The following is an 18,814-nucleotide window of genomic DNA, read 5'->3' on the forward strand; positions in this document are numbered from 1 at the left end:
ATGCTTTTTCTCTTCCAGCCCTCGGATGCTGGGCTGATTCCTTGGCCGGCGCAAGAAGTTGCTGCGCGAGGCCGCACATCTACGCCGCTATCTGCAACCGCTGACGAGATCCAAGGCCAGGCTCAACTCCCGGCAGACGGGCAACGAAACAACGGGATTGGCCGTATGTGGTTCCAGCCTATACGTCGCCTGGACCGGCGATCACATGCCCTTCATATTGCGGCAAGTCGTCGGCGATGGTGAACCATGGCGCCTTGGAGCCGACGAAGATGTGCGCGGTCGGCCGGATCGTCGGATCGTCGACCAGCGTGCCCATGGCGACATGGACATAGGCGCCGTCGCGGACCAGCGAATACAGCAACGAGCCGCAGCGGCTGCAATGCGCATCGTGGCCGCTGTCATCGCCGAAATGGATGAGCCCGTGATGCCCTTCGGCAAGGGCAAGTTTCTCGCGCTCGATGCCGGCGAAGGGCTTGAAGGCGGAACCTGTGGTGCGCCGGCAGTTCGAACAATGGCAGTTGGCGGCATAGACGAACTCGTCCGCCACTTCATACTGGACCGCGCCGCAAAAGCATTTGCCGGTGAGCCTGCGAGTCATGGTTCCTCCCTCGCTCCCCCGCCCAGGGATGTTCTTAAGTCAGCCGAGTCGAAAGTGGCGGAAGCGCAGGAATCAGCCATTCGCAGGCCGGCCTCACCTGAATATGGACATATCCTAGTCGAGGTCGGCCACGGCTTCACCGGCACCGCCCTCGATGCGCTGCGACAACGAAGCTTCCATGAAGTCGTCGAGGTCGCCGTCGAGCACGCTCGACGGGCTGGTGCTCTCGACGCCGGTGCGCAGGTCCTTCACCAACTGGTAGGGCTGCAGCACATAGGAACGAATCTGGTGACCCCAGCCGATGTCGCTCTTCGACGCTTCTGTGGCATTGGCCACCGCTTCGCGCTTCTTCAGCTCTTCCTCGTAAAGGCGCGAGCGCAGCATTTCCCAGGCCTTCGCCTTGTTCTTGTGCTGCGAGCGTTCGGCCTGGCAGGCAACCGCGATGCCGGTGGCGATATGGGTGATGCGAACCGCCGAGTCCGTGGTGTTGACGTGCTGGCCGCCCGAACCGGATGAGCGGTAGGTGTCGATGCGTACATCCGATTCCGAGACGTCGATCTCGATCCTGTCATCGACGACCGGGTAGACCCAGACGCTGGAGAAGGACGTGTGGCGGCGCGCATTGCTGTCATAGGGTGAAATGCGGACCAGGCGATGAACGCCCGACTCGGTCTTCAGCCAGCCATAGGCATTGTGGCCCTTGATCAGGAGCGTGGCGGACTTGATGCCGGCTTCTTCGCCGTCATGGACTTCCAGCACCTCGACCTTGAAACGGCGCCGCTCGGCCCAGCGCGTATACATGCGCAAAAGCATCGAGGCCCAGTCCTGGCTCTCGGTGCCACCGGCGCCGGCATGGACTTCGAGATAGGTGTCGTTGGCGTCGGCCTCGCCCGACAGCAGCGTCTCTACCTGGCGGGCCTTGGCCTCGCCCTGCATCGAGCGGAGGGCGGCTTCCGCCTCGGCGATCACGTTCTGGTCGCCCTCTTCCTCACCCAGTTCGATCAGGCCGATATTGTCCTCCAGCGCCTGGGTCAGGCTTTTGACGCCGGCGATCCCGTCTTCGAGGCCCTGGCGCTCGCGCATCAGCTTCTGCGCTTCCAGCGGTTCGTTCCAGAGGCTGGAATCCTCGGCCCGCACGTTCAGGTATTCAAGCCGCTTTATGGCCTGATCCCAGTCAAAGATGCCTCCTCAGCAGGGTGATCGCCTGCCTGATCTCGTCGACAATGTTCTGCGTTTCCGCGCGCATGGCTGGTTGTTCTGTCCTGTTTTTGAAGTGGCGCTTGGGTCGGCGCGATACATAGGCACGGCATTGCTGCCTGTAAAGCGAAATGGGCCGGCTCAACAAGCCAGCCCATTCGACGTAAAAAATCAGGTCGTCAGTAGAGTCCGCCGCCGGGTGCCTGGATAGCTTCCGTAGCCTGCGGCGATAGCGGTCCGCCGGCGCCGTTGGACCCGTCGGCGCCCATGCCGATCACCCAATAGCTGTCGGCGGGGCCGGTGCCGGGCTTGAAGGCTTCGATGATGGTGCCGGGATCGCCCGACGCGGCACGCATGCCGGTCTTGCGGTTGATGGCGACCAGGTTCATGCCTTCCGGCACCTTGAAGTCGACATTGGGCGTGCCGTCCAGCGCAACGCGCATGAAGTCCTTGAAGATAGGCGCCGCCAGACCGCCGCCAGTGGCGCCATGGCCGAGACCGCGCGGCGTGTCGTAACCCATGTAGAGGCCGACGACGAGGTTCGGCGTATAGCCGATGAACCAGGCGTCCTTCTCGTCATTGGTCGTTCCGGTCTTGCCGGCGATGTGGCGGCCAAGCTCGGCGATGGTGGCGCCGGTACCGCGCTGGACGACGCCTTCCATCATCGAGGTGATCTGGTAGGCGGTCATCGGATCGAGCACCTGCTCGGAATTGTCGACCAGTTCCGGTTCGGGCTGGTTGTTCCATTCGGGCGCATTGCAGCCTTCGCAGCCGCGCTCGTCCTGCTTGAACACGGTCTTGCCGTAGCGGTCCTGGATGCGGTCGATGAGCGAGGGTTTGATCGACTTGCCGCCATTGGCCATGATCGAATAGGCCGACACCATGCGCATCACCGTCGTCTCGCCGGAACCCAGCGCCATCGGCAGATACGGCGCCAGATGGTCGTAGACGCCGAAACGCTCGGCATATTCCACCACCAGCTTCATGCCCATGTCGTTGGCGAGCCGCACCGTCATCAAATTGCGCGACTTTTCGATGCCGGAGCGCAAGGTCGCGGGGCCGGCCACCGTGCCGTCATAGTTCTTCGGCGTCCAGGTCGTGTTGCCGCTCTGGATGGTGATCGGTCCGTCCATGATAACCGAGGCCGGCGTATAGCCATTGTCGAGCGCGGCCGAATAGACGATCGGCTTGAAGGACGATCCCGGCTGGCGCATCGCCTGCGTGGCGCGGTTGAACTCCGACTGCGCATAGGAGAAGCCGCCGACCATGGCCAGCACGCGGCCGGTATGTGGATCCATGGCGATCAGGCCGCCCTCCACTTCCGGCACCTGGCGCAACGTGTAGGCGCCTTCCGACCCTTCGTTCTTCTGCACGAAGATGACGTCGCCGGGCTGCAGTACATCGGCCGGAGACTTGGCCTTGACCGTCTTGCCATCGACCACATGGCGCATGGCAAAGCTCATGTCTTCCTTGCTGACGGCGCCTTCGACGCGTTCCTTGACGATATCGCCCGAAATCTGCCGCGTCGGCTGCAGGCCGATGGAAAGGCCGGTCGCCGAGCTGTCGAGCACGACGGCAAGCGACCATTCCGGCACGTCTTCCAGCCCCTTGACGTTGCCCAGCGCCACGCCCCAGTCGCCGGAAGCATCGATATGCGTCACCGGTCCGCGATAGCCGCGCAGCGTGTCGTATTTGAGCAAGCCGTTCTGCATCGACTTGCGGGCGATGAGCTGGATCTTCGGATCGAGTGTCGTGCGCACCGAAAGGCCGCCCTCATAGAGCGCGTTCTCGCCATAGCGCGAGATGATCTGGCGGCGCACTTCCTCGGTGAAATATTCGCCCGCAAACAAATAAGAGCCATTGCGGCGCGGAGTCACGCCGAGCGGCTCGGCCTTGGCCTTGTCGCCTTCCTCGCGCGTCACGTAGCCGTTCTCGACCATCTGGTCGATGACCCAGTTGCGGCGCTCGATGGCGCGGTCGGCATGCTTGAAGGGATGGTAGTTGTTGGGCCCCTTCGGCAGCGACGCCAGATAGGCGGCTTCCGCGACGGTGAGTTCGTTGACCGACTTGTCGAAATAGGTCAGTGCCGCGCCCGCAACGCCATAGGCGCCGAAACCGAAGAAGATTTCGTTGAGATAGAGCTCAAGGATGCGGTCCTTCGAATAAGCCTGCTCGATGCGGAAGGCCAGGATCATCTCCTTGATCTTGCGCTCGTAGGTCTGGTCCGAGGACAAGAGGAAGTTCTTCGCCACCTGCTGGGTGATGGTCGAGGCGCCGACCTGGCGCCTGCCCGAACCCAGATTCTGCAGGTTGACGTAGATGGCGCGGCCAAGCCCGGTGATGTCGATGCCGGGATGGTTGTAGAAATTCTTGTCCTCGGCCGACAGGAACGCCGCCTTGACCCGGTCCGGAACCGCCTGGATCGGCAGATAGAGCCGCCGTTCGCGCGCATATTCGGCCATCAGCGAGCCGTCGGAAGCATGGATGCGGGTCGTCACCGGCGGCTCGTACTTGGCCAGAACCTCGTAGTCGGGCAGGTCTTTCGATAGATGGCTGATGTATATCGCCACGCCCGCGGCGACGATAAGCGCCAGCGTCGTGCCGATACCAAAGAAATAGCCGATAAGACGAATCATGCCCGCTCCAGTCCGAGGTCCGGGAATTTCCTAGACGAAGCCGCCTTTCGCGCAAGCCTTCGCAACTGTCCCGATCCGTGATGGAAAACCCATGTCGCCACCATGTGGGCAAAATACGGCAGTGCCCGGTTTCGGCATCCCCCACCGGAAATAAAAGCGCCTGGTGTTGTCGGCGTGCAACGCTGCCTCCGGTTGTGGGCGGCGGCGACCATCTCAGCCTCCGGTTCCCGTTCCCATCTTGGCGGAGGCAAACAGGGCGACGGCATTGGTGATGCTCTGCGCCGCCTTGCCGCGCCAGTCGGCGTCGAGCAGTTGCGCCTCATCCTTGGCGTTGGAGAGATAGCCGAGTTCGACCAGCACCGACGGAACATCGGGCGCTTTCAGCACTTTGAAGCCGGCTGAGCGCTGCGGATTGTTGATCAGGCCGACGCTGGTGGACAACTGGCCGACCAGAGTGTGGGCAAAGCTCATCGAGAAATTATGCGTCTCGCGGCGGATCAGGTCGATCAGTATGTCGGTGACTTCCTTGTTGTCGTCCTTGATCACCATGCCGGCGAACTGGTCGGAGAGGTTTTCGCGGTCGGCAAGCGCCTGCGCTTCCGGGTCGGATGCCTTGTCGGAGACGGTATAGACGGTGGCGCCTCTGATACCCTTGACGCTGATCGTGTCGGCATGGATCGAGATCAAAAGGTCGGCCTCGTGCTGACGGGCGATGCGCACGCGGTCATCGAGCCGCAGGAACTCGTCGGTATCGCGCGTCATGAACACGTCGTAGTTGCCGACGGCGGCGAGCTTGTCGCGCAGTTCGGTGGCGAAGGCCAGCGTCACGTTCTTCTCGATGGTGCCGTTGAGGCCTTCGGCGCCACCGTCGATGCCGCCATGGCCGGGATCGATGACGATGGTGAAGCGATGCCCGGGATTGGAGATCGGCCCTGTGCCGACCCTGGAGCCCTTGTCGGTGGAGACGGTCGAGCCGGTGGTCAGCGCCTGGTTGGCAAGGGCTTCGTCGAACTCGCGGTCGGAGGCTGCCGACATGTCGATGGCGATGCGATAGCCTGCGCCGTCCTCGTTCTTGAGCACCTCGAGCTTGTCGACCGAGAACGGCCCCTTGCCGGTCAGGATCAGCCGCGATCCCTCGCCCTGATCGCCATAACGCACCGCTTTGACCAGGCCGCGGGCCTTGGCGTCCTTCGCGCCAATGGCGAATCGGGTGCGCGGCAGGTCCACGACCAGCCGGTTGGGGCCGCGCAGCAGGAACCATTTGATGTCGGGCTCGCGGTCGAAATCGATGACGATGCGCATCTTGGTTGCGTCGCCGGCCATCTTGTAGGCGGTGGCGCCGAGTGGCGCATCGGCGGCGCGTGAAACCGGCGCAAAAGCAAGGCAAAGCGCCAGCAGCAACAGCACACCGGCAGCGCGCAGGAAACGGCCTGCACGGCCATGGCCCTTGTCTGTGATGCCCGCCAGTCCCATTTCTTTGCAGTCGCTCCCGGTTTGGCGCTTGCGCCCGCGTGGTTGGTCGAAATGCCGGTCAGGCCGCAGACTCGATTAACGATTGGTATCCAGAGAAGGTTAACCAAGCCTTTTCATCGAGGATTAAGGCCTGTGCTTCCGTTACGGCACTGCTTTTTGCCGGCATCCGAAATCGGGGTTGCCTTCCACCCCGTCAAATCATAAAAGCGATGGTGGATCACTGCAATCCTGGAACCGCTTCTCCCGCAGCTTCCTGCTACAGGTCAGATGAAAGGCGGCTCCTTTCGCTCCAGCGAAAAGGCTTAGGTGATCGCGACGAATTTCGCAGGTGTGCGCCCGTGGCGGGGGAATCGCCTGCGTGAGGAAAACGGCCGGGTTTGTTCCCGTGCCGGCTCTGTATGAGCAAACAAGCTGGTCCGGTTCGTCCGGGCTTTGGTTCAAAAGGTTCTGCTGGTGACGATGGCTTCAAGCGCAATCATGGAAAGGTCCGCATCAAACCGCGCCATTGTGGCTGCGGGCGGCACCGCCATGGCGCTCAAGCGGCGTCCGGCGGACATTCAGACATCCGGCACCCACATCCCAGACACGCAGCAGCGGGCTTTGCCTCGCAAGCTGCGGCTGACGGCTGCCGGGAGGAAACGAAATAATGCCCAACAAAATGCTGATAGACGCCTCCCACCCGGAGGAAACACGCGTTGTCGTTATCCGCGGTAACCGTATTGAAGAATTCGACTTTGAATCCCAGGACAAGAAGCAGCTCAAAGGAAACATCTATCTCGCCCGCGTAACGCGCGTCGAACCTTCCCTTCAGGCAGCCTTTGTCGAATATGGCGGCAACCGTCACGGTTTCCTCGCCTTCAGTGAAATTCACCCCGACTATTACCAGATCCCGGTCGCCGATCGTCAGGCTTTGCTGCGCGCTGAAGCGCAGGAAGCCGAGGACGAGGAGAACGAGGACAATGACGGCGACGACCGCCAGAGCCGCGATCGCGGCCGGCGCGGCCGCCGGCGCGGCGGCAAGGGTCGTGAGCGGGGCGAACACAAGCGCGACGCCGGCGCCGATGATGAGAACGGCGAACATGGCGATGCCGGCAGCGATGCCGTCTCCGAAGCGCCTGCTTCCGAGCATGCCGCGGCCAATACCGCCGGGCATGACGATCATGCCGGGCATGGCGACAGCGAAGCCTCCGACGCCGAGACATCCGGGACCGAACCGTCGGAAGGCGGCCCGACATCGATCGCGGCAAGCGTCGAAGCGGATGTGATCTCCGAAGCTGTCCCTGCGGCGGAGCCGGGTGACGAAAGGTCGTCCAGCGAGGCAAGTGGCGAAGCCACCTCCGAGGACAATGATCGCGGCATGCTGGAAGAGGTGCAGTCCTCGCATCCGGACGACCACGAGATCGAATCCGTAGGCGCCGAGGATGCGCTGGAAGAGGTGCGCAGCCGCCGCAAGCCGGTGCGCCGCCAGTACAAGATTCAGGAAGTCATCAAGCGCCGGCAGATTCTGCTGGTGCAGGTGGTCAAGGAAGAGCGCGGCAACAAGGGCGCTGCACTCACCACCTATCTGTCGCTTGCCGGCCGCTATTCCGTGCTGATGCCCAACACCGCACGCGGCGGCGGCATTTCGCGCAAGATCACCAGTGCGGTCGACCGCAAGCGCCTCAAGGAGGTCGTTGCCGATCTCGAAGTGCCGCAGGGCATGGGCGTCATCCTGCGCACCGCCGGCGAAAGCCGCACCAAGGCGGAAATCAAGCGCGACTACGAATATCTGATGCGGCTTTGGGAAAACGTCCGCAACCTGACGCTGCAATCCACCGCCCCTGCCCTCGTCTATGAGGAAGGCAGCCTGATCAAGCGCTCGGTGCGCGACCTCTACAACAAGGATATCGACGAGATTCTTGTCTCCGGCGAGGAAGGCTATCGCGAGGCCAAGGATTTCATGCGCATGCTGATGCCGAGCCACGCCAAGGTGGTTCAGCCGTTCCGCGACACGACGCCGATCTTCGTGCGCAACGGCATCGAGGCGCAGCTCGACCGCATGCTGCAGCCGCAGGTGACGCTGAAGAGCGGCGGCTACATCATCATCAACCAGACCGAGGCGCTGGTCGCCATCGACGTCAATTCGGGCCGCTCCACCAAGGAGCACTCGATCGAGGACACCGCTCTCCACACCAACCTTGAAGCGGCGGAAGAAGTCGCCAGGCAATTGAGGCTGCGCGATCTCGCCGGCCTGATCGTCATCGACTTCATCGACATGGAGGAGAACCGCAACAACCGCTCCGTCGAGAAGCGGCTGAAGGATCACCTCAAGAACGACCGAGCCCGCATCCAGGTCGGCCGCATCTCGCATTTCGGCCTGATGGAGATGTCTCGCCAGCGCATCCGCGCCAGCGTGCTGGAATCGACCATGAAGCCCTGCCCGCATTGCGGCGGCACCGGCCATGTGCGCTCCGATTCGTCGGTGGCGCTGATGGTGGTGCGGGCGATCGAGGAATTCCTGCTCAAGGATTCGCGCAGCCACATCACGGTGCGGACCCCGGCGGCGACCGCTCTCTATGTGCTCAACCACAAGCGCGGCACGCTGGTGGAACTCGAAAGCCGCTTTGGCCTGACCATCACCGTCGAGGCCGATGATACGGTCGGTGTGCAGCACTACGCGATCTTCCGCGGCGCCATTGCCGAAAAGCCGGAAGGCTTTGTCGAAGCGCGAACCTTCCCGGCCTATGTCGAGCCGGAAGAGCCCGAGGACGAGATCGTCATCGAGGAGGAAGACGACGAGGTTGTGGTACAGGCAGAGCAGCCGCGTCAGGCGCAGCCGCAGTCGCAGCAGCAGCAGCCGAGATCGGCTGAGGACGGCGAAGGCCGCGATCGCAAGCGTCGCAAGCGCCGCAGGCGGCGCGGCGGCAAGGATCGCGAACGCGAACATGGCGATCGCGAGCATGGCGCCGAAGGTGCTTCGGTTTCGGCGGCAAGCGACGACTTTGCCGCTGAACCAGGCGATGACGATGCAACACAGCAAGACGAAGCCCAGGTTGGCGCCGTCGAAACGGTGGAAGCATCAGATGACGCCCAGGGCAAGAAGCGCCGTCGCGGCAAGCGCGGCGGCAAGCGCAATCGTCGCGAAGACGGCACGGAGACCGAAGCCGGCGAAACCGCCTCGGTGGCCGAGGCCGCTGAAGTCGGAACGGCCGCAAGCGAGCCCGTAGCAGCCGTAGCGGTTGAAGAAGCAGCGGCTCCCGCCGCGGCGAACGACGACGCTCCAGCCGAAAAGCCGAAGAAGAAGCGCGCTTCAAGGGCAAAGAAGGCTGTGGTGGAAGTCGCCGATGAGACGGCGGCCGAGGCTGCACCGGAAGCTGCCGTCGAAGCTGCCGCCCCCGCTGCGGCCGATGCCGCCACGGAAACGACCGTCGACGACGAGCCCGCCAAGGCTCGCCCGTCACGGCGCAAAGCCGTGGCCGCGGATACCTCCGCGGTGCCGGTGGTTTCCTCCAGCGTTGCCGACGAGGCAAAGGCCGAGGAAAAGCCGAAGCGCGCCGGCTGGTGGCAGCGGAAGGGCTTTTTCTAAGCTATTCAGCCGATTAAGATAGGTTCCTGACAAAAATCCCGCGCCGTTCAAACCACGGCGCGGGATTTTTGCATGCGCGAATGACGGAAGGCGTCAGGGGGCGAAAATCGACCAGTTCATCATCCTGGCCAGTTTTTCCAAGGCGATCGACCCCAGCTTGGAATTGCCGTTGGCGTTCAAGCCCGGCGACCATACGGCGAGTGAAGCCACACCCGGCACGATCCCCAATATGCCGCCGCCGACGCCGCTTTTGCCGGGAATGCCGACACGGAAGGCGAAATCGCCGGAACCGTCATAGTGGCCGCAGGTCAGCATCATGGCGCCGATGCGCCGCGCCCGCTCGGCAGACACCACGGAGTGCCCGGTTGCCGGGTTTCTGCCGCCATTGGCGAGGAAGCGGCCGGCCAGCGCCAATTGCCGGCAGCTCATGGCGATGGCGCAATGGTGGAAGTACACGCCCAGCGCCAGCTCCGGTGCATGGTTGAGATTGCCGAAGGATTTCATGTAGTTGGCAAGCGCGAAGTTGCGATAGCCGGTGGCGCGTTCGGAAGCCGCGACCTCGCGGTCGATGATGATGGTTTCGTCATCGGCAAGGAACTGGATGAAGCGCAGGATTTCGCCGATCGCCTCGCGCGGCTGGTGGCCGGCAAGCAGTATGTCGGACACGACGATGGCGCCGGCATTGATGAACGGATTGCGCGGAATGCCGTTCTCATGCTCGAGTTGCACGATCGAGTTGAACGGATTGCCCGACGGCTCGCGTCCGACACGCTGCCACAGCGCGTCGCCGACATTGCCGAGCGCCAACGTAAGCGTAAACACCTTGGAGATGGACTGGATCGAAAACGCCTGGTCGGCGTCGCCGGCGACCAGCACGCGGCCGTCATTGGTCACGGCGGCAATGCCGAATTTCTTCGGATCGACCTTGCCGAGCTGCGGAATGTAGGTGGCGACGTCACCGCAATCGGTGCGCTCGGCCATCTCGGCGGCGACATCGGCCAGCGCTTGTTCAAGATCCGGCATGCTCGTCCCCGCTTTTCAGCCAGCGCTCGATGCGCGCCATCGCCTCGACCATGTCGTCATGGCTGCCGGCATAGGAAAAGCGCATCGTGCGGTGGCCCTGAAGTGGATCGAAATCGCGGCCGGGCGTCGCCGCCACATGCGCCCCGGCCAGCATCTTGCGCGCAAAGGCCATGCTGTCATTGGTATGCCGGGTAACATCGCAGAAAGCGTAGAAGGCGCCGTCCATCGGCGCCGCCAAGGGAAATCCGAGTTCCGGCAGGCGCCGCATCAACAGCTCGCGGTTCCAGGCGTAGCGCGCCTTTACCGCTTCCAGCTCTTGCGTCGCCTTGAAGGCTTCGATCGCCGCGATCTGCGACAGTTCCGGCGGCGAGATGTAGAGGCTCTGGGCGATGCGCTCGATCGGCCTCACCAGAGCTTCCGGCAGCACCATCCAGCCGATGCGCCATCCGGTCATGCAATAATATTTCGAGAAGGAATTGATCACCGTCACGCCTGAGCCATGGGCCAGCGCCGTGGTGTCGGGCGCGGCATAGGCCAGCCGGTGATAAATTTCGTCCGATATCACCGCGATGCCGAGTTCTTCGGCTGTCCTCACCAGTGCCGACAACTCGTCGACGGGAATGACCGCACCTGTCGGATTGGCCGGGCTGGCGAACAACACGCCCTTCAGCGGTTTTTCCCGGTGCGCCGATTTCAAATGTTCGGCATGAAGATAGGCGTCGCTGCCGAGCTCGATCTCGACGATCTGGATACCGAGCGCGGCCATGATGTTGCGGTAGGCCGGATAGCCGGGTGCTGCGATGGCGACGCGGTCGCCGGGATCGAACATCGCCAGGAATGCCAGATTGAAGGCGGCCGACGATCCCGTGGTCACGGCGATCCGGTTCGGCGCGACATCGATCCCGTAATGGTCGCCGTAATGCGTCGCGATCGCCTTACGCAGATCCGCCAGACCGAGCGTGTCGGTATAGCCGATGCGTCCGATCCTCAGCGCATTTGCGGCTGCTTCCCTCACGCCCACGGGCGCCGGATCGGATGGCTGGCCGACGGCCATGGACACGACAGGCACGCCCGTCGCCTTCAGCCGGTTGGCTTCGGCCAGAATGTCCATGGCGTGAAACGGCTCGACTTCACCGCGGCGCGACAGCGAAACTACCATTTGACCTCAATCTTTCCGTCCGGCCCGCCGCTCGAAGCCATCAACCGGCGGCAGCGCCGCACAAATGCCCGATTGATGTGAGGATCACAAGTTCGCCTAGTTTCGGTGCCGTGACTTTTCATCGTTCGCCCGCTCGTTTACCAGTGGACCTCATGCTGAGCCGACCCAAATCGACGATGTCCAAATCTTCCATCGGGAAGACAGCGCGCGGCTTCGCGACGCTTTTGCTTGCCGCCGCCGTCGCTGTCACCGGCTCGGTGACGGCCTTCGCGCAGGCGGTGCCGGTCGTGCGCGATGCCGAGATCGAGGCGCTGGTGCGCGACTATGCGCGGCCGATCTTCAAGGCGGCCGGTCTTGCCAATGACGGTGTCGATATCGTTCTGGTCAACGATCAGAGCTTCAACGCCTTCGTTACCGGGCGCCGGCTGTTCATCAACACCGGCGCGCTGATGCAGGCCGAAACGCCCAACGAGATCATCGGCGTCATCGCCCACGAGGCCGGCCACATCGCCGGCGGCCATCAGCAGAAATTGCGCGACCAGCTCGAGCGCGCCAAGACCATGGCCATCATCGCCACGCTGCTTGGCGCCGGCGCCATCGTTGCCGGCGCCACCACCAACAGCCGCGGCCTTGCCGGCGCCGGCATGGGCGTGGCTGCGGGCGGCGGCGAGATGGCGCAGCGCAGCATTCTTGCCTACCAGCGCACCGAAGAGTCGACCGCCGACCGCTCTGCCATCACCTATCTCAATGCCACCGGCCAGTCCGGCATGGGCATGCTGAAGACCTTCGCCCGCTTCCAGAGCGCGCTGTCGCTTTCCGGCACGCAGGTCGATCCCTACCGCATCAGCCACCCGATGCCGCAGGAGCGCATCGCCAATCTCGAAGTGCTGGTCAAGCAGAGCCCTAACGTCGACAAGGTCGATCCGCCGGCACTGCAGCAGCGGCACGACATGATGCGCATCAAGATCGCCGCCTATATGGGCGGCCAGGCCGCCGCCACGCGGCTGATCCGCAAGGCCCCGGGCAGCCTCGCCTCGCGCTATGGCGAAGCGCAGATGGCCTATCTCTACGGCAATCTGGGTGCAGCGCTGACCAAGGCCAATGCATTGATCAAGGAACAGCCGAAGAACCCCTACTTCCAGGAAATGCGCGGCGACATACTGATGAAGGCCAACAAGCCCAAGGACGCCGCGGACGCCTATGCCAAGGCGGTCAGCCTCGATCCGGTGAGGTCGGGCCTGTTGCCCGTTTCCCTCGGCCAGGCGCTGATGGCCATCGGCACGCCCGACTCGCTGAAGAAGGCGGTGGTGCAGATCAACAACGGTCTCGGGCGCGACAAGGAAAACACGGTCGGATACCGCTATCTCGCCCAGGCCTATGGCGAGCTTGGCAACATTCCGGCGGCGGAACTCGCCACCGCCGAGGGCCACTTTTATTCCGGCGATTACACGAATGCGAAAATTTTCGCCATGCGCGCGCAAAAGGACTTGAAGCGCGGCGAGCCCGGCTGGATTCGGGCGCAGGACATCATAAACTACAACCCTTCAGGCAAACTCAAGAAATGAACCTTCCGGTCGCCCGCGGCGACTAGGATAGACCGGAACCGGTAAAGAGGATGAGACGATGAACAAGGCAATATTGCTCGGCACGACGGGAGTGGCGGCTGCTCTTGCCATGCTCGCTTTCGGGTTCGTCGCCGGCAGTCCGCAGGTGGCCAAGGCCGGCACGGCGCAGACCGTGCAGACCGCCTCTGCCGACACCAAGATCGATCGCACTGAGGTCGAGGGCATTATCCGCGACTATCTCCTGAAGAACCCCGAAGTGCTGCTCGAAGTGCAGGAGGCGCTCGAGGCCAAGCAGAAGGAAGAGCAGCGCATAGCCAGCCTCGGCGTCATCGAGAAGGCCAAGTCCGAGATTTTCAACTCGACCTTCGACGGCGTCGTCGGCAATCCGAAGGGCAAGGTCACCATCGTCGAATTCTACGACTACAATTGCGGCTTCTGCAAACGCGCCATCGACGACATGCAGGCTCTGACAAAGGCCGATCCGGAGCTGCGCTTCGTGCTCAAGGAATTCCCGATCCTCGGGCCGGATTCGCAAAAGGCCAGCGTCGTCTCGATGGCTTTCCACCTGATGCATCCGGAGAAATACGGCGAGTTCCACAACGCCCTGCTCGGCGGCCAGGGCCGCGCCACCGAGGCGGCGGCCATCAAGGTTGCGCTGTCGCTAGGCGCCGATGAGGCGAAATTGCGCGAGAAGATGAAGGACCCGACCATCACCGAGGCCTTCTCCAAGACCTTCGACCTCGCCAACAAGCTGGCCATCACCGGAACGCCGTCCTATGTCGTCGGCAATGAAGTGGTGTTCGGCGCGCTCGGCCAGGAAGTGCTGGCCGAAAAGATCGAGGCGGCGAAAGCCGCGCTCTGATCTTGCACGCGAGCCTTCTCACGGGCACATTTCCGCCTGTTGTGGACAGTGAAAGATCGCACTTGTGCTCTTTCCGCGGGCGGCTATGCCCATTATAGAAGGCCCTGCGCGCCGGCTTGAGGCCGGCGTCGGAAAAGGTCGGCATTTTTGAAAACGATTTTCGTCCTGAACGGCCCCAACCTGAACGCGCTCGGCAAGCGCGAGCCGGGCATCTATGGCGGCAAGACGCTTGCCGCGATCGCCGACGACTGTAAGCAGGCGGGCGCCGCCCTTGGCCTCGAGATTGATTTTCGCCAGTCGAACCATGAGGGCGACCTCGTCGACTGGATCCAGGAAGCCGGCGACAAGGCAGCCGGCATCGTCATCAATCCGGGTGCCTACAGCCACACCTCGATTGCCATTCACGACGCCATCCGCGCTGTCGCGCCGCTGCCCGTCGCCGAAGTTCACCTCTCCAACATCCACGCGCGGGAACCATTCCGCCACGTCTCCATGGTCGCGCCGGTCGCTGTCGGCATGATCTGCGGGTTCGGGCCGCTTGGCTACTCGCTGGCGCTGCAGGCGCTGGCGGCACGCCTATGACCGGCCCACAAACAGAAGGCTCGAAAATGTCGATAAAGAAGACCGGTGTTGACCAGCAACTGATCCGCGATCTCGCGGGCATACTGAACGACACCAATCTCACCGAGATCGAAGTCGAGCTCGGCGACCTGAAGGTGCGCGTGTCGCGCCAGGCGCCGGCCGTCCACGCCATCGCCGCCCCGCAGGCCGGTTATGCTCCGGCAGCGCAGCAGCCCGCGGCGGGCGCGGCTGCCGCACCAGCAGTGGCCGACCCGTCCAAGAACGCGGTCCCCTCGCCGATGGTCGGCACCGCCTATCTCGCGCCCTCGCCCGACGCCAAGGCCTTCATCGAAGTCGGCCAGAAGGTCAAGGAAGGCCAGACGCTGCTGATCATCGAAGCGATGAAGACGATGAACCAGATCCCTTCGCCGCGCGCCGGCACGGTGACGGCGATCCTGTTCGAGGACGGCCAGCCGGTCGAGTACGGCATGCCGCTCGTCGTGATCGAGTAGAGCGGGCCGGATGTTCCAGAAGATCCTCATCGCCAACCGCGGCGAAATCGCGCTTCGGGTGCTGCGCGCCTGCAAGGAACTCGGCATCCAGACCGTGGTCGTGCATTCGACCGCCGACGCTGACGCCATGCATGTCAGGCTCGCCGACGAAAGCGTGTGCATCGGTCCGCCGCCGTCGCGCGACAGCTATCTCAACATCCACCAGATCGTCGCAGCCTGCGAGATCACCGGCGCCGATGCCGTGCATCCGGGCTATGGCTTCCTGTCGGAAAACGCCAAGTTCGCCGACATTCTCGCCGCCCACAACATCACCTTCATCGGTCCGTCGGGCGACCATATCCGCATCATGGGCGACAAGATCGAGGCCAAGCGCACGGCAAAGCGGCTCGGCATTCCGGTTGTGCCGGGCTCCGACGGCGCCGTCACCGACCAGAAGGAAGCCAGGCGCATTGCCGCCGAGATCGGCTATCCCGTGATCATCAAGGCTTCGGCAGGCGGTGGCGGGCGCGGTATGAAGGTCGCCCTTACCGAAGCCGATCTCGAGATCGCCTTGCAGACAGCCAGCACGGAGGCCGGCGCGGCCTTCGGCGACGATGCCGTCTACATCGAGAAATACCTGGAAAAGCCGCGCCACATCGAGGTGCAGGTATTCGGCGACGGCGCCGGCCGCGGCGTGCATTTCGGCGAGCGCGACTGTTCGCTGCAACGCCGCCACCAGAAAGTCTGGGAAGAGGCGCCCTCGCCGGCCCTCAACGCCGAGGAGCGCGCCCGCATCGGCAATATCTGTGCCAAGGCCATCGCCGACCTCGGCTACTCCGGCGCAGGCACCATCGAATTCCTGTACGAGAATGGCGAGTTCTACTTCATCGAGATGAACACGCGGCTGCAGGTCGAGCATCCGGTAACGGAGGCGATCACCGGCATCGATCTCGTCCACGAACAGATCCGCGTCGCCTCCGGCGGCGGGCTTTCGGTGCGCCAGGAGGACATCAAGTTCAACGGCCACGCCATAGAATGCCGCATCAATGCCGAGGACCCGCGCACCTTCACGCCTTCGCCCGGCACGATTACGCATTTCCATACGCCTGGCGGTCTCGGCATCCGCGTCGATTCCGGTGTCTATTCCGGCTACAAGATCCCGCCCTATTATGACAGCCTGATCGGCAAGCTGATCGTGCACGGCCGCAACCGCGTCGAATGCATGATGCGGCTGCGCCGGGCGCTCGACGAGTTCGTCGTCGACGGCATCAAGACGACGCTGCCGCTGTTTCGCGACCTGGTCGGCAATGCCGATATCGCCAATGGCGACTACGACATCCACTGGCTGGAAAAGTATCTGGCCAAAGAGGAATAGCGCCCGACTTGCCGCTATGATGCCGCGATGACCCGTCCTTACGCTCCCGGCTATCGCATTCCGACCGACCTGTTGCTCAAGGCCTATGCCTCGGGCGTCTTCCCGATGGCCGAGAGCGCTTCCGACCCGGAAGTGTTCTGGGTGCGGCCGGAGACGCGCGGCATCATCCCGCTCGACGGCTTCCACACGCCGAAGAGCTTGCGGAAGACAATTCGCAAGCACCCGTTCGACATCCGCTTCGATTTCGATTTCGAGGCGACGATCGACGGCTGCGCCGAAAAGCGCGAGGAGCGCCGCTCGACCTGGATCAACGCGCCGATCCGCGAAGCCTATATCGAACTGCACCGTCTTGGGCACTGCCATTCGGTCGAGGCATGGCGCGAGGAACGGCTGGTCGGCGGCCTCTATGGCGTCTCGCTCGGTCGCGTGTTCTTCGGCGAAAGCATGTTCGCCCGGGAAACCGACGCGTCCAAGACCTGCCTGTATCATCTGGTCGAGCGGCTGAAGGCGCGCGGCTTTGCCCTGCTCGACACGCAATTCACCACCGAGCATCTCAAACGCTTCGGCGCGGTCGACGTGCCGCGCGTCAAATACGAGAAGATGTTGGCCGACGCGCTGAAGGGCGAAGCCGTTTTTTATCCCTGACCGGAGACCGAGCGGCCGAGCCGGCTCGACCGGTGAAAGGGGTCAGCCCTTCGCGGTTTCCATCGGCGTCTGCGAATGGAACATCATCTTCCAGCCGTTGACACGATGAACATAGCCAGTGCTGACCAGCGCCGCGTAGGGCTCGCCGTTTTCCCGTGTCGCATGAGCCTCATAGGTCAGCATAATAATGTCGCTGCCGGGCTCGATGATACCCTTGAGGTCGATCTGAAGGTCGCGCCAGCGGTTGGGCTTGGTCGCGGTCTTGGCCAGATCGGCATTGTTCATTGCCTGTGCCATCTCAGGAAATGCCACCAGGCATTCTGTGTCGACATTGGCGGCGTAGTAAGCTTCGTCGCCCGTCCAGAACCCCTTTTCGAGTTCGAGCAGGTCGTCTTTGCTGGCCGTGATCCGTTTGCTGTCCGACATCAGAATATCCTCCAAGCGCGCAAATGCGCGGTCGTCCATGGCCCAACGCATGGTGGCCATGACGGTTCCGGAGGATCAGTTGGTGTTGGTCGCGTCAGGCTCCGTGGGGTCCGGCTGTTCGGCGGCCGGAGCAGCGGCGGGCTTTGGCTTGGACGTGTCGACCTTGGGCGTCTCGGCATTGGCCGCGTCGGGCGGCGGCACATCCGACTTCTGCTTGCAGCCCTTTAGCCAGACGTCATAGACGGCGTGCTCGACGGCGTTTAGGCCGGGGCTCTCGGCGAACATCCAGCCGGTGAAGATGCGGCGGATCTTGCGGTCGAGCGTGATTTCGTCGACTTCGACGAAGGAATCGGTCTTCGGCTCTTCATTCTCCGGCCGCGAATAGCAGATGCGCGGCGTCACCTGCAAAGCGCCGAACTGCACGGTTTCGTCGATGTAGACATCGAAGGTGATGATACGGCCGGTGATCTTGTCGATGCCGGCAAATTCGGCGACCGGATTGGTGATGCGATCGGAGATTGCGGGTGCTGCCGCAGGCGCCTGCGCCGCGGCAAACGCTGTCGGGAACATGGCGATAGCGCCAATTGCCGCCAGTCCGGCCATCGATGTCAGGCTGAAAATGTTCATGCGGAGATACCGGTGGTTTGGGCCCGGGTGATTCTGTCACGCCCAAGGCTATTCGCCGTTGTCATATCAGCAAGCAGCTAAACGCCAATTGTGGCGACAAAGGACCGGCCGGCGGTCAAGAACCAGGCGTCCACGCATCGTAGTCGCCCGTCACCTGCGGACGGTGCTGATTGGTGAGCACGGAACCCTTTGGGCGATAAGCCGCCGGTGTTCCCGTGAGGTTCGGCTCATGCGCCTTTTCCCATTCGCGCGGCCGATAGTCGTCGCTTGGCGGCGCCACATCGACGCGGTGATGCATCCAGCCGTGCCAGCCCGGGGGGATCGCCGACGCCTCCGAATAATTGGCGTAGATGACCCAGCGGCGGGTGCGGCCTTCCGAATCAACGCCGCCTTCGTAGTAGACGTTGCCGGCCCCATCCTGGCCGACCTTGTTGCCGTGGCGCCATGTGTGAAAACGGGTTCCCAGCGTCTGGCGGTTCCACCAGGTGAAAAACTGCAGAAGGAAAGTTTTCATTCAGATCCTCGCGGGCGCGCGGCGGTGGCTGTCCCTGCTTATGGCGTCAGGCCTTGGCGAAGGCAAGGGTTTTGCGGCGCCTGCGGCACTGACGGCA

Annotated in this window: 16 protein-coding genes; 7 read left to right on the forward strand and 9 right to left on the reverse strand. The window is 63.1% G+C overall.

The annotated features are described in order from the left end of the window. Positions 1–178 precede the first annotated feature (178 nt). The 4 genes from NKL06_RS27730 to NKL06_RS27745 all read right to left on the reverse strand — a co-directional run bounded on the left by NKL06_RS27730 (position 179) and on the right by NKL06_RS27745 (position 5,904). Positions 179–598, reverse strand: a complete 420-nt coding sequence (locus NKL06_RS27730) for a GFA family protein (protein WP_023691227.1) — start codon at positions 596–598, stop codon at positions 179–181. A gap of 114 nt (positions 599–712) precedes the next feature. Continuing rightward, a protein-coding gene (gene prfB / locus NKL06_RS27735; protein WP_155921589.1) for a peptide chain release factor 2 occupies positions 713–1,844 on the reverse strand; the annotation gives its coding sequence in 2 pieces (ribosomal slippage) (positions 713–1,777 and positions 1,779–1,844; 1,131 coding nt in all). Between the two features lie 130 nt (positions 1,845–1,974). Beyond that, positions 1,975–4,431 (reverse strand): penicillin-binding protein 1A, encoded by a 2,457-nt coding sequence (locus NKL06_RS27740; RefSeq protein ID WP_023695364.1) that lies wholly within the window; start codon positions 4,429–4,431, stop codon positions 1,975–1,977. Positions 4,432–4,644: 213 nt separating this feature from the next. Beyond that, positions 4,645–5,904, reverse strand: coding sequence for an N-acetylmuramoyl-L-alanine amidase (locus tag NKL06_RS27745; RefSeq protein ID WP_023691225.1), 1,260 nt, complete (start codon positions 5,902–5,904; stop codon positions 4,645–4,647). Between the two features lie 646 nt (positions 5,905–6,550). Between NKL06_RS27745 and NKL06_RS27750 the strand changes: the two genes are divergently transcribed. Further along, entirely contained in the window at positions 6,551–9,469 is a 2,919-nt protein-coding gene (locus NKL06_RS27750; RefSeq protein ID WP_023691224.1) for a ribonuclease E/G, read from the forward strand. Between the two features lie 93 nt (positions 9,470–9,562). Here NKL06_RS27750 and NKL06_RS27755 read toward each other — a convergent pair whose 3' ends face one another. Next, on the reverse strand, positions 9,563–10,492 hold the full coding sequence (locus NKL06_RS27755; RefSeq protein ID WP_023691223.1) for a glutaminase: 930 nt from the start codon (positions 10,490–10,492) through the stop codon (positions 9,563–9,565). Further along, positions 10,479–11,651 (reverse strand): pyridoxal phosphate-dependent aminotransferase, encoded by a 1,173-nt coding sequence (locus NKL06_RS27760; protein ID WP_023691222.1) that lies wholly within the window; start codon positions 11,649–11,651, stop codon positions 10,479–10,481. The genes NKL06_RS27755 and NKL06_RS27760 overlap by 14 nt, the downstream gene beginning before the upstream one ends. A 152-nt stretch (positions 11,652–11,803) precedes the next feature. Between NKL06_RS27760 and NKL06_RS27765 the strand changes: the two genes are divergently transcribed. The 6 genes from NKL06_RS27765 to aat all read left to right on the forward strand — a co-directional run bounded on the left by NKL06_RS27765 (position 11,804) and on the right by aat (position 17,150). Beyond that, positions 11,804–13,216, forward strand: a complete 1,413-nt coding sequence (locus NKL06_RS27765; RefSeq protein ID WP_023691221.1) for a M48 family metalloprotease — start codon at positions 11,804–11,806, stop codon at positions 13,214–13,216. A gap of 58 nt (positions 13,217–13,274) precedes the next feature. Next, positions 13,275–14,078, forward strand: coding sequence for a DsbA family protein (locus NKL06_RS27770; protein WP_023667484.1), 804 nt, complete (start codon positions 13,275–13,277; stop codon positions 14,076–14,078). Positions 14,079–14,225: 147 nt separating this feature from the next. After that, the gene (gene aroQ / locus NKL06_RS27775) at positions 14,226–14,660 is read left to right on the forward strand and encodes a type II 3-dehydroquinate dehydratase (protein WP_023667485.1); all 435 of its coding nucleotides are present in this window, start codon (positions 14,226–14,228) and stop codon (positions 14,658–14,660) included. Positions 14,661–14,686: 26 nt separating this feature from the next. Then, positions 14,687–15,151 carry an acetyl-CoA carboxylase biotin carboxyl carrier protein gene (gene accB / locus NKL06_RS27780; RefSeq protein ID WP_023681496.1) on the forward strand — a complete coding sequence of 155 codons (465 nt, stop codon included), beginning with the start codon at positions 14,687–14,689 and terminating at the stop codon, positions 15,149–15,151. A gap of 10 nt (positions 15,152–15,161) precedes the next feature. After that, on the forward strand, positions 15,162–16,505 hold the full coding sequence (gene accC / locus NKL06_RS27785; RefSeq protein ID WP_023681497.1) for an acetyl-CoA carboxylase biotin carboxylase subunit: 1,344 nt from the start codon (positions 15,162–15,164) through the stop codon (positions 16,503–16,505). A 27-nt stretch (positions 16,506–16,532) separates the two neighbouring features. Continuing rightward, positions 16,533–17,150 (forward strand): leucyl/phenylalanyl-tRNA--protein transferase, encoded by a 618-nt coding sequence (aat, locus tag NKL06_RS27790; RefSeq protein ID WP_023681498.1) that lies wholly within the window; start codon positions 16,533–16,535, stop codon positions 17,148–17,150. Between the two features lie 42 nt (positions 17,151–17,192). Here aat and NKL06_RS27795 read toward each other — a convergent pair whose 3' ends face one another. From NKL06_RS27795 to NKL06_RS27805, 3 genes are all read right to left on the reverse strand, one after another. After that, complete coding sequence (locus NKL06_RS27795; protein ID WP_023691220.1) at positions 17,193–17,576, reverse strand: hypothetical protein; 384 nt, start codon at positions 17,574–17,576, stop codon at positions 17,193–17,195. Positions 17,577–17,651: 75 nt separating this feature from the next. Beyond that, complete coding sequence (locus NKL06_RS27800; protein ID WP_023667490.1) at positions 17,652–18,203, reverse strand: DUF2155 domain-containing protein; 552 nt, start codon at positions 18,201–18,203, stop codon at positions 17,652–17,654. 115 nt (positions 18,204–18,318) lie between these two features. Further along, positions 18,319–18,717 carry an NADH:ubiquinone oxidoreductase subunit NDUFA12 gene (locus NKL06_RS27805; RefSeq protein ID WP_023667491.1) on the reverse strand — a complete coding sequence of 133 codons (399 nt, stop codon included), beginning with the start codon at positions 18,715–18,717 and terminating at the stop codon, positions 18,319–18,321. Between the last annotated feature and the right edge of the window lie 97 nt (positions 18,718–18,814).

The organism is Mesorhizobium sp. C268A (assembly GCF_040324475.1).
In the GTDB taxonomy this organism is placed as follows: domain Bacteria; phylum Pseudomonadota; class Alphaproteobacteria; order Rhizobiales; family Rhizobiaceae; genus Mesorhizobium.

What these genes read in the sequence shown, in the direction of transcription:
- NKL06_RS27750 (WP_023691224.1), top strand. Translation starts at nt 6,551, where the DNA reads ATGCCCAACAAAATGCTGATAGACGCCTCCCACCCGGAGGAAACACGC.
- NKL06_RS27760 (WP_023691222.1), bottom strand. Translation starts at nt 11,651, where the DNA reads ATGGTAGTTTCGCTGTCGCGCCGCGGTGAAGTCGAGCCGTTTCACGCC.
- NKL06_RS27795 (WP_023691220.1), bottom strand. Translation starts at nt 17,576, where the DNA reads ATGTCGGACAGCAAACGGATCACGGCCAGCAAAGACGACCTGCTCGAA.
- aat (WP_023681498.1), top strand. Translation starts at nt 16,533, where the DNA reads ATGACCCGTCCTTACGCTCCCGGCTATCGCATTCCGACCGACCTGTTG.
- accC (WP_023681497.1), top strand. Translation starts at nt 15,162, where the DNA reads ATGTTCCAGAAGATCCTCATCGCCAACCGCGGCGAAATCGCGCTTCGG.
- NKL06_RS27765 (WP_023691221.1), top strand. Translation starts at nt 11,804, where the DNA reads ATGCTGAGCCGACCCAAATCGACGATGTCCAAATCTTCCATCGGGAAG.
- NKL06_RS27740 (WP_023695364.1), bottom strand. Translation starts at nt 4,431, where the DNA reads ATGATTCGTCTTATCGGCTATTTCTTTGGTATCGGCACGACGCTGGCG.
- NKL06_RS27770 (WP_023667484.1), top strand. Translation starts at nt 13,275, where the DNA reads ATGAACAAGGCAATATTGCTCGGCACGACGGGAGTGGCGGCTGCTCTT.
- NKL06_RS27730 (WP_023691227.1), bottom strand. Translation starts at nt 598, where the DNA reads ATGACTCGCAGGCTCACCGGCAAATGCTTTTGCGGCGCGGTCCAGTAT.
- NKL06_RS27745 (WP_023691225.1), bottom strand. Translation starts at nt 5,904, where the DNA reads ATGGGACTGGCGGGCATCACAGACAAGGGCCATGGCCGTGCAGGCCGT.
- accB (WP_023681496.1), top strand. Translation starts at nt 14,687, where the DNA reads ATGTCGATAAAGAAGACCGGTGTTGACCAGCAACTGATCCGCGATCTC.
- NKL06_RS27800 (WP_023667490.1), bottom strand. Translation starts at nt 18,203, where the DNA reads ATGAACATTTTCAGCCTGACATCGATGGCCGGACTGGCGGCAATTGGC.
- NKL06_RS27805 (WP_023667491.1), bottom strand. Translation starts at nt 18,717, where the DNA reads ATGAAAACTTTCCTTCTGCAGTTTTTCACCTGGTGGAACCGCCAGACG.
- NKL06_RS27755 (WP_023691223.1), bottom strand. Translation starts at nt 10,492, where the DNA reads ATGCCGGATCTTGAACAAGCGCTGGCCGATGTCGCCGCCGAGATGGCC.